This window comes from Paraglaciecola sp. MB-3u-78 (genome assembly GCF_002835935.1).
In the GTDB taxonomy this organism is placed as follows: domain Bacteria; phylum Pseudomonadota; class Gammaproteobacteria; order Enterobacterales; family Alteromonadaceae; genus Paraglaciecola.
Genome location: NZ_PJCF01000009.1, coordinates 1 through 14,345 on the forward strand (window position 1 = coordinate 1; position 14,345 = coordinate 14,345).

Consider the following 14,345-nt stretch of genomic DNA (forward strand, 5'->3'; position numbering starts at 1 on the left):
TGGCCGACGGATAGAGGAAGTTGATATTGAAGGGTTTTAGCAGCAAAATACAGAAATATAATTCTTCGTTCGTATGTCTGCTATGTCGGAATTGCCGTCCTTAAGATGATTAACTTGTTTGTCTGCTTTTCGCTCTAACAAGACATTAATTTTTTCAATTCGTTATGTCAATTAAGCGCACCAATAAGACCTAAATGACAAAAGAAAGGAACCACAACATGTAGTGGTTGGTCGGGCTAAGTGGATAGCCCTTATAAATACACAGTTGTAGGTGATTAGTAGTTTTGCAAATGACTAAACAGGCGCAATGCCCACTTTCCCTATCTCTGAAGAACGTAATTTTCATTAACACGTTGATAAGGTTAATAAATTCGGATAATGTGAACTACATTCTAATTGTGATAGAAGGTGCAATGAAAAAACTAAACAGACGGCACGCCTTCTATTAAGTTATACGTAAAGGAGAGTTGGTAGATGGAGTTAAATTCAATAGAAGATGTCAAAGCCCTTAATGAATATAAAAAGATGGAGCAAATTCAAAAAATCGAAAAAAAGTTTCATCGACTTGGTTTCGTGCCATACATGACTTTGGGTGCGCTAACAGTTTATTATATTTTTACTGTCTGGTTAGATGGTGATAGTTGGTCAAATATGCACTTCATGTTTATCGCATCATCGATGGCGAGTATAGGCTATTCAAATGTTGAACGTACCGATTTATTAAAACAACTAATAGAATTAAAGTACGGTAGATAATTACGTATAACAAACAAATAATGGCAGGGACGCGCAAACAACGCGCGCCCCATATTTGAGCCGTTAGGCACCTCAGAGGTGCCTTCTTACGATGACGGTCCTATTAATTCGCAATGGTAATACCTAAAGATAGAACTCTATCACTACTGACTATCGTGTATGCATACACTTAAAAAACACGCTTCGTGTTAACGAAATAGATCACTATGGGTGCCAACTCTAGCCAATTTAAGAATGTCGTTTTCAATTTTATAAATAAGTACTAAATCTGGTTTTACGTGGCAGTCCCGATAATTTGACCAATTTCCAGTGAGCCCATGATCAACGTATTTTTCTGCTAATATCTGCCTTTGCTGAAGCGTTGAAATAACATGACCCACTTCAACGACATCTGGTATAGCTAGTTTGACTATTTTTTTGAAATCTTTCTTAAACTGAGTCGAATATTCTAGCTTATACATTTAGGCTTTATTAACTCCCACCTCTTGTAATAGTTGGCTGACATCAGCAACAGCATTTCCATTTCCGCTTTCCAGTTCTGCAATCGCCTCTAACGTTTTAGAGTTGGGTGTTTTAGCGCGCAATTCAAATGGTATCCCCCCATAATTAATTACGGCTTTAGCAAATAACTTTATTGCCTGAGATGGGCTCAATCCAACTTCATCGCAAACATGGGTAAAAGCTAATTTTGTATCGAGATCAATGCGTGTACTTAGCATTTCTGTCTTCATAAATACCACCATTGTTTTACATAGTAATACAATGGTAGCGAATAGCAGCCAAAAAGCAATCAACAAGGATTAAAAACAGTATATAAAGAAAGTAATCGTCACTAAAAATAAGTCCCTAAGTGCTGAAGTTTCAAATGCGTAAAGCAGTGGCAGAGCCACCTAAGACAGCATTTACAATCATGATTATTCTGTTTTTAAACAATTATCTTTTCCCTATCTGAGGAAAACGTTTCTAAAAGAATAACGTAGCGGTAGTATAAAAAATGGCCTGTTTAATATTGGACATTATGTTTTCAGAGCAATAATTTAAGTTAAAGGAGTTTTTTTGAAAATTAAAGGATTGGCGACTTCTCTGTTAATTCCATTTGTATTGTATACCGCTTATACGATGTCTGTAGCAGAACAATCTTTGCTTAGCTTCGGCTATCAGTTAATAACTAGCCCTGACACAGCCCAAGTATTAATTGATTTATATATTATGGCTATATTAGCAATTGTATGGATATACAACGATGCTAAGCAGCTTAATAAAACAGCGATGTACTGGCTACCATTTGCGTTACTAACATTAGTGTTTGTGTCTATTGGGCCTTTGCTTTATTTAGCATTACGTAAAAATGTTCGCGCAAATGAAAAATAACAAATTACAGCAATTAACAGCACAGGTATGTTAATTCTCCGGCTGTGTCAAAATGTGACACAAGCAAATAAAAAAGGCTATGTTAGGTTATATTCCATACATTAAGCTGCAAATAGTAAGGATGACAAATGTCTGAAAAGAAAGTTAAGTTTGAATTCGAAAAACAGAATAAAAATAGTGTTCGATTTAAAGAAGTACCAGAAGAAGGGATGCCACCCGTTATCGGTAGCATTTATGTGCAAAAATGGTTTGCTGGGGACAGTAAAAACATTGAAATAACCATAAGCAAAAAAGATTGATGCATAGTTAGCTCTATCAGCGTAGTTTTTTCAGTCGGCTTAGCATTTTCTCAAACGCCAAGGACAGGATTAAATGCCCTTGTAGTTGCTGCCGAATTTCCCCTCGCTAAATGTCAGTTAATCCCTCGCTCATTTTTTTTATGGCCGGGTTTTGCGATAATTTCCAAATAAAAAGACGCCAGTTCATTTTTTTCCGCTTCATCAATATGTTGATTAATGGCTCCAAGATGGATCACTTCTGCATTGTCTTTGTCGGCGCCAAAACGGCAGTCAAAATCCCAAAAGTCGGCGCCATCCGGGGCCGGCTTGTTTCTTTCGCGCCTAAGATATTTCTTCACTTCATGTCTGATACTATCGACCAACCTCGGCAATTTGATTTTGGGATGAGACAAAACAAAGGTTTTTTTCATATTAATTACTCGTATTAGCCTAATTGACACTAGGCATTTAGTTGACGTGATATGTTACCAAGGATAGGCGAGCTAGCCAATTTCAATACGCTAATCTCTCTAAGTGAGTTAAGACTCTGAAGTGGCAGAACTAACGTATGTTAAGTCCAGTGATTATACAAGATCACCTTATCAATAGATGTACCTAGTAACGAATAGTCATCCACGGATGCAAAAGTGGCTTCGGCATCGACCAGAATAAGACCTTTTTTATTGAATAATCGATTAAGTCTGGTTCTCGGATGAACAGCGCTAAACACGAGAAAAATAGAAAGTGAGCATACACAAACGAGCCACTAATATGACCGAGTAGTGTTGCCCTAACTATGATGTAGGGGGTAATCAAAGAATCCATTCATCAAATTTTCTGTCATATACATCAAGGATGATGTGTCCTTTAAGGCATGTTTATCAAAAGGATGTGTAAAGCGATACCATTGCGAATATGATCATTATCAATCGCCTTACTTAGCACTCATAAAAAACATAAAATTCCCTTAAGGATAATACCAAACCTATGAATAACCAAACCTCTCCTAACCCAGCTAAAGCATTGACCAAAGAACAAGTCATATCACAGCTAAATTTAGAACATCACTTCGAAGGGGGATATTTTCGTCAAACATTTAAAGCCGATCACAGGGAGCCAGTCACCACTGCCCGTGGCGATCGTGCCACCATGACCGCTATCTATTACATGTTGACCGACGACAATAGTATCGATCATTTTCATACTAAGTATTCAGATGGTATCGAGTTTTATCATATGGGCGCCCCGATTACCTATCACATGATTTACCCAGACGGACATTATGAAAAAGTAGTCGTTGGCCCAGATATGCTCAATGGTCAGCAGTTGCAACTTGCTGTACCTGGTGGCACTTATAAAGCGGCGGAACTCACATCAGGGGCTTACGGTTTAGTGAGTGAAGCGGTGGCGCCTGGATGGGAAATCGCAGACATGATAGACGTGAGTCGAGACGAATTACTCAAGCAGTTCCCACAACATAAAGTCATCATTGAGCGTTTAGCGAATAAAACAGCCATGCCTAATACCGAGTGAATACTATATACCAATCAGCATAGATAATTCCTGAGAGGCCAATTATCTATGTGGAATGCTGTAAGATTAAAATAAATAGCTCTGACTTAACTTGATAATCAGGTAAGAGCTACGAATTCAACCGACCAACACCACACATGGATTAAATCACTCTGTGGGTTGTTTCAGAAATCAACTTAGCTGAATGGAATTCTGCGGATAATAGTTGAGCGTTTCAGTGACCCCCTTACATATTGTGGGCACCACATAATACTTCAACAATTTATAAGGGCAATCCATGACCACTCAAAAAGAATTCAAAGCGGCCGCCGAGAAGGCGCTTGAACATGCAGTAGCATGGCGTGAGGATGGAGCAAAATTACCGGCCTTTCCCTCGGCAACAACGGCCGAACTTAGAGCACGGTTTGACGGCGATTTGCCGAGTCAGGGCTTGAACGGCGAAGCAGTTATCGAGCATTTAGTCAGTGCCGCCAAGCACGGTCTGGTCAACAATACTCATCCAAATTTTTATGCCTGGGTTCAAGGCGCATCTCATCCCATTGGTGTAGCCGCGGATATCCTGACCTCTGCCTGGGGACAGAATGCTGCAATCCATCAAACCGCTCCTGCCGCGGCTATTGCCGAAGAAGTCTCTGCAAAATGGATACTCGAACTACTTGATTTACCACCCCAATGCTCATTTGCCTTCGCCACGGGAGCCACTACGGCCAGTTTTATTTGCCTCAGTGTGGCTCGCAGTGAAGTCTTACATCGCCAAGGCTACGACCTAGAACAGGAAGGCCTAACCGGGGCACCCAACATCCAGGTATTTCTGGGTGAAGAGGCCCATGCCACCATTCTCTCAAACCTCAGGTATCTCGGTTTCGGGCGCAAAAACCTTGTTTTTATAGCGGTTGATGACCAAGGTCGAATGCTGCCTGCTGATCTTGAACATAAACTAAGTCAAACCGACGGACCGAAAATTGTGATCCTGCAGGCCGGCCACATCAACTCCGGCGCCTTCGATCCATTTAATGACATTATCCCCCTATGTCAAACGCATAATGCTTGGGTTCATGTGGACGGCGCTTTTGGTCTCTGGGCGCGAGCCGCCCCCTCCCTTGCTCACCATTGTGAAGGACTAGAACACGCAGACTCATGGACAGTAGACGGGCACAAGTGGTTACAAGTGCCCTATGATTCCGGTTATGCCATTGTCAAACATCCTAACGCCCATCGCCGAGCCATGAATATTTCTGCCAGCTATCTGGTCAGTGATCCCGATGATGGCCGCAATCCTACCCAATTCGGTATGGAGCTTTCACGGCGCGCCCGCGGATTTACTCTCTGGGCGGTGCTGCAAGCTTTGGGACGTGAGGGAGTGTTAGAAATGATCACCCGCCATCATGATTGCGCCAAACTACTGCAACAACGATTGGCAGGCACACCCGGGATCAGAATTCTAAACCAAGTAGTATTAAATCAGCTGGCCATTGCTTTTGGCGACGAAAACCAAGAACTGGAAAAACGTAATCAGATGACCGCCGCTGTAATCCGGAAAATTCACGAAGAAAATAAAAACTTTGTCCTGGGCGCAACATGGAAATATCAATCCATATTACGGATCTCCATCATTTCCCAGCTTACCGACAAAGGTGATATTGAGGTGCTTGCGGCTTCTTTGTTACGAGCATGGGATGCGGTTAGGTCAGCATAACTTGCCCTAAAGTTTTTTTAAGATAGAAAAGCACGCTTCGCGCCATCATCCCGCGCGGCGTCCGCGTGATAGTTTTTGTCTCGAATCCATTCTAGCCAGTCACTTTTTCTTCTACAGCTAAGAATAAAGTAACCAAAAAGAAGCCGCCGCTACTAAAGTTCTTAACCACACAAAAAGGCTTATTTTAGCGTCGCTAAAGAATGAGTCCCTCCAGCTTTAGCTCAAATGGCATCCCGCGCGGCGTCCACTTGCCATTTGCCCCTAAAATAAACCTTTTCGAGCTGAAACCTTAAATGCGGGAAAAGTAGTGGCTATGCCACCAAAGCGGTTATCGGTAAAGCCGATTTTCTTGCAATTTTACGATGGCTGATCCTTGTAATTCACTTGTAATTCCAAATGGTTTCATCGACTGTCAGCAATCATGGGCTAAGCAGTCATTAGGGAATTGAATCAGGCAGCTCTGAGCCTAATACCGGACAGTCGAGTGTTAAACCTGAAGGTGAACTTTGTGCCATTAGGAGTCATTCAGCTTTTGATAAATCAACGTTACTGACCCTATCGATTTTGTCGATTTTCAACGAACCTGATAATCCTCTAGCCAGCCTCCTAGTTTAAGTTCCAGCTAAGCTGTAGGTTCCTAAACCAAACGAAAACAGGAGACTGTAATGTCATATTACTGCGGCATTGATTTACATTCAAACAACCACGTAGTGGCGGCCGCCGCGCGGTTGTCATTGATGAAGAGGATAACAAGTTAGTGGATAAGCGCATCGACAATGATTTAAATACAACCATTGCGTTACTATTGCCCTATAAAAAGGAGCTGAAGGCAGTGGCCGTTGAATCCACTTTTAACTGGTATTGGCTCGTCGATGGGCTTATAGAAAATGGTTTCAAGGTAGAGCTGGTGAACACCACAGCGGTGAAGCAATACGATGGGTTAAAATACAGCGGAGACCATCAGGATGCTTTTCACTTGGCGCACCTAATGCGTTTAGACATTCTACCTACGGGCTATATTTACCCGCCAGAATATCGCCAAGAAAGAGATTTACTCAGGCGAAGACGGCAACTTGTCAGACATGCTTCTACACATGCTCTCAGTATTCAAAACCAAATCTGGCGCTCGCTAGGTTATAAACAGACATGTACTGCCATTCGTAGAAAAGACTTTGTTCTTCCCTTCGAAAAAGACGGTTACCTTTACCATTCTGCCAATAGTAATCTGGTGTTGATGCGTACGTTGGATACACAAATTAAACTCGTCGAGCAACAAGTTTTGGAAGGTGTATCACTCAAAAATGAATATAAGTTACTCACATCAGTCACAGGTATTGGCCCGATTTTGGGTTTAACCATTATGCTCGAAACTGGCGATATTCAGCGTTTTGACTCGCCAGGGAATTACGCGTCTTATTGCCGCTGCGTGAATAGCATTCGTGAAAGTAACGGCAAGAAAAAAGGCACTGGTAATCGCAAGGCAGGAAACAAATATCTATCGTGGGCATTTTCAGAAGCCGCTCACTACATGGTGCGTTTCAACAACCAAGCAAAAGGTTTTTATGAGCGTAAAAGACAAAAACGTAATGGGATAGTCGCCATACGCGCAGTGGCACACAAACTCTCACGGGCAGTATTTCATATGTTAAAGAACAACGAGGCATTCGATATCGATAGAGTGTTTCACTAGTTTACTGGCATCATTCAGCCCGTTTGCGGGGTTGGATAACAAGCCATCACACTCTGAGTGGAGGATGATGCCGGTATTTATTTTTATTCGCCCACATGTTAAGCCACTTTGGGTCTGGAAAGTGCAAGCTTAGCCACTTACTCTGTGCGTAATATCGCATTGGATAATATGCGTAACGCCGTTAGGGGAACTGAAGTTTTTGATTACGGGCGTCCTGCCCTCCACCTAAAGGCCATCTTGCGGATGTTAATCTTTGCTCCATGCAAAGCTTTGTGGCGTACTTAGGTACGTGGGGGAAGGAAGAAGTATTTCTCGACCTAGATCCAGATGGGTGACTGTTGCGGATATTTATCCAGCACGACCAATAGAAAAACAAATATTGCGAATAATATAACCGGTACACCGAAGCAGAGTCACATAACTTTATGCTTGCCTGGGCGCTCCGATTACTGACGCTCTATTGACACCGGCTGGCTAATGGGTGACCCCGCAGGTTTTGAATATGAAATAGATGTCAATATGGAAAATATAAGGCATCATGTATTTTGATTTTAGGAAAAATGACGTTTTATTTTACCTATACCCCACTAACACTCCAAGATATCGCAAATTCTATGGGCATTAAATCTAGTAACTTTAAGACCGATTATAACATGCCAACAAAAGACGAATATAAAAAAACTGAGATCAGCGCCAGACCCATCATAGTCTGGAAGAATCCACAGGAAATTAAAAACCCTAACCCTCCTGCAAACAGGAATGTTAAAGATAAATAATTTTCAAAGTTAGTCGTTGAAAATTTAAATACGTGTATATAATAAACAACATTATAAGGTAACTTTATGCGCATAATATATAGCCATGCGGCGGCGATCTTTATTTCAATATCACTTATAGGGTGTATTAACGATCCAAATGAAATTACACTTGAAGATGCATGTGATGCTGATAAAAACTTCTGTGAAGAAATACAGGGAGACAGCCGATGTCGTAATGAAAGAAAGGAAATGATTTTGGCGCGACATAAATTGAAAAGTACAAGAGATAATAACTTTGCTTATAATGCGTTAATCAACACAGAAAAATTTGTTAAGTGCGCTGAACTTGCTAAGGGAATTGAGTACGTTTCTGTTAAAACAAAATATGCTAATGTAGATAAATACCGCACAAGACCCCTTACTGAAAAAGAAATAAAAGAAAGGTTGGCTTACGGAGAATCTTCAATAAGACGTAAGAATCAAAAGCTCAATAATTACAGGTACGCAGAGAAAGAGTTAGCGCGGCTAGAAGAACGGACTAGTTTTAGTAGCATACCTGAACTAGCACACTACCACTGGACAAGACATGGAAACAAAGAAGCGATCAAAAAGCTCGTTGACCTAGACAATCAAGGTAAAATAAATATCTCTTGGTTACAATATTATCTATCACTTCATTACTCTGACATTGATGGGGAAAAATCTATGAATGCTCTTCATAAGAGTTTAATTCTTTATCCAAAGGGAGATTATGTCGATAAGATTGGAGATCTTAATCAAGATATGCATGGAAAGTTTGAAAAGTTTGATGATGAAGGTCATATTCACTTTAATATACTCAGGAGCCTTTCTTCAATACAATTTTCTAAAGGAAATTATGGCGCTTCTTATATTTACGCAAAAACTTTAGAGTTAAATAACGATACTACAGCAGACCTTGACTTTATCCTTATGTATATTGAAAAAAATAAACGATCTAAAAAAAGTACTTTAGAGGATATGGCTGAAGATCTTGATGATTTACTAAGCGATGGTAAACTTACGCTCAAGTTTTTAACTAAAATTGAACAATTTAAGGTGTAATAAATGAAAAGAGGTAGATTGAGTGGCGACTAATTCTCCCAAACACTAATTCACTTAAACATAAATATCCAAGTGTTTTGGCCCTTTGGGTTTCTTCTGGTCGGTGTCGCTATCTTCAATCTCGACTTGTTCAGAAGTAGACTCTTGCTCTGGGCTATGCGCATTTTTGTTATGCTGTTGATTCTTTTTCTTAGCGTCTCTCTCCTCCCCTTTCAATTCCTTTTCCTCATCACTTAAAGGGCGTAGCGCCTCTTGCCTATCAATTTTTGCGACTTTTTGGCTATCATGGGCAATAGGGACCTTGCCCTCTCGCGGTAGTATTGAAAATAAAAGGTCGGTAGTCATCATTCCTCCTGAGTTTATTAAAAACAAAAACCTGCCCGTTTTTACGACAACTTTGTTCATAAAACATTCAATCACGGGGTTGTAAACTAACATAGTTGATTTAATTGTAAGCGAGGGGCAACTTTCCCCCGAAATATTGTTGCATTAATCAGGCCGATTGCATAATGTATGCGCCATTGAAGCGCAGTGATTTAGAAGAACCTAAAATTATGAATATTACCTTGAAAGCAGTCGTCCATCATCATATAGCTTAACCTTTCAGGTATTTGCTGGGAGGTCTATTGAATCCTTCTAGCGGCGCAGACTCACTCTAAACCCCCGGAAGGCATCTTTCGGGGGTTTTTCTTTTGGGTCCCTCTTTGGAGCCAGAAGAGCCACTAATAAACAACACGTTAAGTTACAAATTTTTAAATAGGATTGGAATAAACATGATTGATAACAATAGATTACGTATTGCTGTACAAAAATCAGGACGATTAAGTGACGACAGCATCTCTTTATTAAAAGCGATTGGCATTAAATTGCAAATTCGTGACCGCTTGTTGATTGCGCATTCTACTAACCAACCTATTGATTTGTTATTGGTACGTGACGACGACATCCCAGGTTTAGTGATGGACGGTGTTGTTGATTTAGGTTTTATTGGTCAAAACGAATTAGAAGAAAAAATGCTTGAGCGCAAAGCGGCGGGCAAAAAAGCTGAATATATTGAGCTTAGACGCTTAGATTACGGCGGTTGCCGATTGTCTATTGCCGTGCCTAATGAAATGGATTACCAAGGTTTACAGTCGTTGCAGGGCAAAAAGATTGCTACTACTTATCCCTTTTTATTAGAGCGTTTTTTCAAAGAAAAGAACATTAACGCCAGTACAGTCATGTTAACAGGATCGGTTGAAGTAGCGCCTCGCGCTGGTTTGGCAGATGCAATTTGTGACTTAGTATCGACTGGAGCCACCCTTGAAGCCAATGGGTTACAAGAAGCCGATGAAATATTTACATCTAAAGCGGTATTTATCCAACGCAGCGGCGAAATGCCAGAGGCTAAACAAGCACTTATTAGCAAAATGTTACCTCGTATGGATGGTATAGCTCAGGCCAAGGAGAGCAAATACATCATGTTACATGCGCCTAAGGCTTATTTAGAACAGGTAAAAAGTTTATTACCTGGCTCTGCAAATCCGACTGTGATGGCCCTTGCTGGTAGTGACGACATTGTCGCTATCCACGTCGTTAGCCCTGAAACCCTATTTTGGGAAACCATGGAAAAACTCAAAGCATTGGGTTGCGGTTCGATCTTGGTAATGCCCATTGAAAAGATGATGTCTTAAGACAAAGCGAAAATTAGTTAAGAGGCTAAATAGTCATGCAAATATGGGCACAACTTAACCCAACTGAACAAGCTAAATTACTCAGCAGACCCGCCCTTGTGGACAGTCAAGCCTTGAGTAATACGGTAGCTGACATAATTGAGCAAGTTAAACAGCAAGGCGATAAAGCCTTGTTGGCTTTTACTGAACGTTTTGATGGCGCAAAATTACAGCGTTTACGTTTTAATGATGCGTCACTCAGTAGCTTCGCCAGCCAAATCAAACCAGAAGTAAAATGGGCGATTGACCAAGCCTATGCAAACATAAAAACATTTCATCAAGCTCAGTACCCCGAAGACGTGGTAGTTGAAACGTCCCCAGGTGTGGTTTGTGAACTGAAACATGCGCCTTTAGCATCCGTTGGTTTATATATTCCAGGCGGAACAGCTCCATTACCTTCAACGGTCTTAATGTTGGGCGCTACGGCTCAGGTGGCCGGTTGTGCTAGAAAAGTACTGTGTACCCCTCCGAATAAAGACGGTCAAATAGCCGTTGAAATTCGTTATGCCGCCAGTCTGTGTGGTATCGATGAAATATATTTAGTCGGTGGCGCGCAAGCGATTGCGGCCTTAGCACTGGGCACTGAAAGCATTATCAAAGTAGATAAAATTTTTGGCCCTGGTAATAGTTATGTCACTGAAGCCAAACAACAGGTCAGCCGTATTCCAGCCGGTCCGGCAATTGATATGCCAGCGGGTCCATCTGAGGTGTTAGTGATTGCTGATGAGCACGCTAACCCTGTGTTTGTTGCAGCTGATTTATTGTCGCAAGCCGAGCATGGCACTGACTCTCAAGCGGTATTAGTGTCCAACAGCCGTGATTTGATCGCAGCGGTTAAACAACAAATCAGTTTACAGTTGGCAACATTGAGTCGTAAAACGATTGCCGAACAAGCGGTCAAACACAGTCGCTATATTTTGACCGAAACCCTAGAGCAGGCTTTTGAAGTCAGCAATGCTTACGCGCCTGAACACCTCATTATACAAATAGAAAATGCCCGCGACAGCTTAGATAAACTGACCAACGCCGGTTCAATTTTTGTGGGTCAATGGTCACCTGAATCAGCTGGCGATTATGCCAGTGGTACTAATCACGTATTGCCTACATATGGTTACGCTCGCAATTATTCTAGCTTAGGCTTAGCTGACTTTATGCGCCGTTATACGGTGCAAGAGCTAAGCTATCATGGCTTACAAAATATCGGTAACGCCATTATGGACTTAGCTGATGCTGAAGGGTTAGATGCCCACAGGCAAGCAGTAAAGTTGAGATTAGATGTTGAATACTTGGAAAATAAAGGATCATGAGCGATTTAGTCAATAAGCTAATGTGCGAAAATTTACAGGCCTTAAAGCCTTATGAATCGGCTAGGCGAATTTTTGCGGGTGGCGATAGCGACAGCGAAACGTGGCTAAATGCAAATGAGTCACCTTTTGCTAATGATTTTACTGTCGACACTGCACATTTTAATCGGTATCCCGATTGCCAACCACAACGGGTATTACTGCCTTACGCAGAATATGCAGGGGTGCAAGCCAACCAATTATTGGTCAGTCGCGGTGCCGACGAAGGCATCGAGTTACTTATCCGCACGTTTTGTACCCCAGGCAAAGACAGTATTTTAATCTGTCCGCCTACTTATGGTATGTACGCCATCAGCGCTGAAACATGCAATGTGGGTATCGAGAGAGCGCCTCTCAATGCAGACTTTTCTTTAGATATTCCGGCAATGAGTGTTTACCAAGGTAAAGTGAACTTAGTGTTTATTTGTTCACCTAATAATCCAACGGGTACATCCATTGGCAGGGCGCAGCTTAAACAGGTATTAGAGCACTTTGCTGACTCAGCTTTAGTAGTGGTTGACGAAGCCTATATTGAATTTGATGCCGGTAATACATGGGCCACTGAATTAGCCGCGTATCCCAATTTAGTTGTGCTGCGTACTTTATCCAAAGCGTTTGCCTTAGCAGGATTACGCTGTGGCTTTACTTTAGCCAATAGCGCCGTTATTCACAGCATCATGAAAGTGATTGCACCCTACCCGGTGCCAGAACCAGTCGCACAAATTGCCGCCCAAGCCCTGAGTCAAAAAGGACTCAAACAAATGGCCGAGCAAGTCGAATATTTGTATCAGCAAAAGCAATGGCTCAAACAACAGTTAAGCCAGTTTCCCGAACTTGAATTAGTGGGTGACGATAAGGCTAATTTTATACTGTTCCGCTATTCGCAAAAACAGGCATTAATGGACTTTTTAGTGGAGAATGCAGTACTTATTCGTGACCAGTCTAAACAAATAAACTTAGATAATTGCCTGCGTATTACCCTTGGCACTCAGCAACAAAACGAAAAATTGCTAGGGTTAATGGCACGCTTTTTTAAACAGCAGGAAAAATCAGCATGAGCCAACAAGCACTTCTTTTTATCGATCGTGACGGTACTTTGGTTGAAGAGCCAGCCATCGATAAACAACTGGATAATCTAGAAAAATTAGTCTTTGAACCACAAGTTCTACCTGTGTTACTTAAACTTCAGCAAAATGGTTTTCGTTTAGTCATGGTGTCGAACCAAGATGGATTAGGTACCGATAGTTTCCCCCAAGCTGATTTTGACTTAGCCCACAATAAGATGATGGACATTTTTGCTAGCCAAGGCGTGACCTTTGACGATGTGTTGATTTGTCCTCACTTTGACAGCGACAACTGCACTTGCCGCAAACCTAAACTAGGCTTGGTGAAAGACTATCTGCAGCAAGGAAAAGTCGACTTCACTCGCTCTTTTGTAATTGGTGACCGTGACACCGATATTCAACTAGCCGAAAACATGGGCATTGTTGGTATTAAATACAGCCGTGACAATTACAACTGGCAAGCCATTGAAAAACAATTATTGGCCTCAAATCGTGTCGCCACTGTGGTACGCAAAACGTCTGAAACCAATATCAATGTCACAGTAGATTTAGACTCAAGTGCCAAATCTACTATTCAGACAGGCCTTGGATTCTTTGACCATATGCTGGATCAAGTTGCCACTCATGCTGGCTTTGAACTCATACTAACGGTAGATGGCGATCTACATATAGACGATCACCACAGCGTAGAAGACACCGCCCTTGCACTTGGCGATGCCCTTAAACAAGCACTAGGTGACAAGCGGGGCATTGGCCGTTTTGGATTTGCATTACCTATGGATGAATGCCGCGCCGAATGTATTTTAGATATATCTAATCGACCGCACTTAAAATTTGATGCCGAATTTAGCCGTGATCAAGTAGGCGATATGGCGACCGAAATGGTGCCACACTTTTTTTACTCTATTGCTCAGGCGATGGGTTTATCACTGCACCTTTCGACTACCGAAGGCAATGCTCACCATCAGGTTGAAAGTTTATTTAAAGTATTTGGCCGCGCATTACGACAAGCTATTCACAAACAAGGTGAAGCTTTACCTAGTACTAAAGGTGCCTTGTAA

General features: G+C 41.7%; 15 protein-coding genes and 1 other annotated feature. Of the genes, 11 read left to right on the forward strand and 4 right to left on the reverse strand.

The window, feature by feature from the left end; translation table 11 throughout:
* The first annotated feature begins 474 nt into the window (after window positions 1–474).
* Complete coding sequence (locus CXF95_RS20845; protein ID WP_101200506.1) at window positions 475–756, forward strand: hypothetical protein; 282 nt, start codon at window positions 475–477, stop codon at window positions 754–756.
* Between the two features lie 188 nt (window positions 757–944).
* On the opposite strand, the gene CXF95_RS20850 is transcribed toward CXF95_RS20845, so the two are convergent.
* Window positions 945–1,217, reverse strand: a complete 273-nt coding sequence (locus CXF95_RS20850; RefSeq protein WP_101200507.1) for a type II toxin-antitoxin system YafQ family toxin — start codon at window positions 1,215–1,217, stop codon at window positions 945–947.
* Window positions 1,218–1,487: a type II toxin-antitoxin system RelB/DinJ family antitoxin gene (locus CXF95_RS20855; RefSeq protein ID WP_101200508.1), complete on the reverse strand. Its 270-nt coding sequence runs from the start codon at window positions 1,485–1,487 to the stop codon at window positions 1,218–1,220.
* A gap of 325 nt (window positions 1,488–1,812) precedes the next feature.
* On the opposite strand from CXF95_RS20855, the gene CXF95_RS20860 reads away from it, so the two are divergent.
* Both CXF95_RS20860 and CXF95_RS30065 read left to right on the forward strand, forming a co-directional pair.
* Complete coding sequence (locus CXF95_RS20860) at window positions 1,813–2,127, forward strand: DUF2834 domain-containing protein (RefSeq protein ID WP_101200509.1); 315 nt, start codon at window positions 1,813–1,815, stop codon at window positions 2,125–2,127.
* A 128-nt stretch (window positions 2,128–2,255) separates the two neighbouring features.
* Window positions 2,256–2,426: a hypothetical protein gene (locus tag CXF95_RS30065; protein ID WP_198556661.1), complete on the forward strand. Its 171-nt coding sequence runs from the start codon at window positions 2,256–2,258 to the stop codon at window positions 2,424–2,426.
* Window positions 2,427–2,539: 113 nt separating this feature from the next.
* Here CXF95_RS30065 and CXF95_RS20865 read toward each other — a convergent pair whose 3' ends face one another.
* On the reverse strand, window positions 2,540–2,836 hold the full coding sequence (locus CXF95_RS20865; RefSeq protein ID WP_101200510.1) for a DUF6172 family protein: 297 nt from the start codon (window positions 2,834–2,836) through the stop codon (window positions 2,540–2,542).
* Window positions 2,837–3,392: 556 nt separating this feature from the next.
* Here CXF95_RS20865 and CXF95_RS20870 point away from each other — a divergent pair.
* From CXF95_RS20870 to CXF95_RS20890, 4 genes are all read left to right on the forward strand, one after another.
* A complete protein-coding gene (locus tag CXF95_RS20870; RefSeq protein WP_101200511.1) occupies window positions 3,393–3,938 on the forward strand; it encodes a cupin domain-containing protein in 546 nt (181 codons plus the stop codon).
* 277 nt (window positions 3,939–4,215) lie between these two features.
* The gene (locus CXF95_RS20875; RefSeq protein ID WP_101200512.1) at window positions 4,216–5,634 is read left to right on the forward strand and encodes an aminotransferase class V-fold PLP-dependent enzyme; all 1,419 of its coding nucleotides are present in this window, start codon (window positions 4,216–4,218) and stop codon (window positions 5,632–5,634) included.
* 757 nt (window positions 5,635–6,391) lie between these two features.
* The gene (locus CXF95_RS20880; protein WP_232787962.1) at window positions 6,392–7,324 is read left to right on the forward strand and encodes an IS110 family transposase; all 933 of its coding nucleotides are present in this window, start codon (window positions 6,392–6,394) and stop codon (window positions 7,322–7,324) included.
* A gap of 842 nt (window positions 7,325–8,166) precedes the next feature.
* A complete protein-coding gene (locus CXF95_RS20890; RefSeq protein ID WP_101200514.1) occupies window positions 8,167–9,165 on the forward strand; it encodes a DUF2989 domain-containing protein in 999 nt (332 codons plus the stop codon).
* Window positions 9,166–9,219: 54 nt separating this feature from the next.
* Here the strand turns inward: CXF95_RS20890 and CXF95_RS20895 are convergent, their stop codons facing one another.
* Window positions 9,220–9,510: a hypothetical protein gene (locus CXF95_RS20895; protein ID WP_101200515.1), complete on the reverse strand. Its 291-nt coding sequence runs from the start codon at window positions 9,508–9,510 to the stop codon at window positions 9,220–9,222.
* A 235-nt stretch (window positions 9,511–9,745) separates the two neighbouring features.
* Window positions 9,746–9,858: a sequence feature (His leader region), on the forward strand.
* 80 nt (window positions 9,859–9,938) lie between these two features.
* Between CXF95_RS20895 and hisG the strand changes: the two genes are divergently transcribed.
* The 4 genes from hisG to hisB are packed head-to-tail and all read left to right on the forward strand — an operon-like array spanning window position 9,939 to window position 14,345.
* Window positions 9,939–10,838 carry an ATP phosphoribosyltransferase gene (hisG, locus tag CXF95_RS20900; protein WP_101200516.1) on the forward strand — a complete coding sequence of 300 codons (900 nt, stop codon included), beginning with the start codon at window positions 9,939–9,941 and terminating at the stop codon, window positions 10,836–10,838.
* A 35-nt stretch (window positions 10,839–10,873) separates the two neighbouring features.
* Complete coding sequence (gene hisD / locus CXF95_RS20905) at window positions 10,874–12,184, forward strand: histidinol dehydrogenase (RefSeq protein ID WP_101200517.1); 1,311 nt, start codon at window positions 10,874–10,876, stop codon at window positions 12,182–12,184.
* Window positions 12,181–13,278, forward strand: coding sequence for a histidinol-phosphate transaminase (gene hisC / locus CXF95_RS20910; RefSeq protein WP_101200518.1), 1,098 nt, complete (start codon window positions 12,181–12,183; stop codon window positions 13,276–13,278). Before hisD ends, hisC begins: the two co-directional genes overlap by 4 nt.
* On the forward strand, window positions 13,275–14,345 hold the full coding sequence (gene hisB / locus CXF95_RS20915; RefSeq protein ID WP_101200519.1) for a bifunctional histidinol-phosphatase/imidazoleglycerol-phosphate dehydratase HisB: 1,071 nt from the start codon (window positions 13,275–13,277) through the stop codon (window positions 14,343–14,345). Before hisC ends, hisB begins: the two co-directional genes overlap by 4 nt.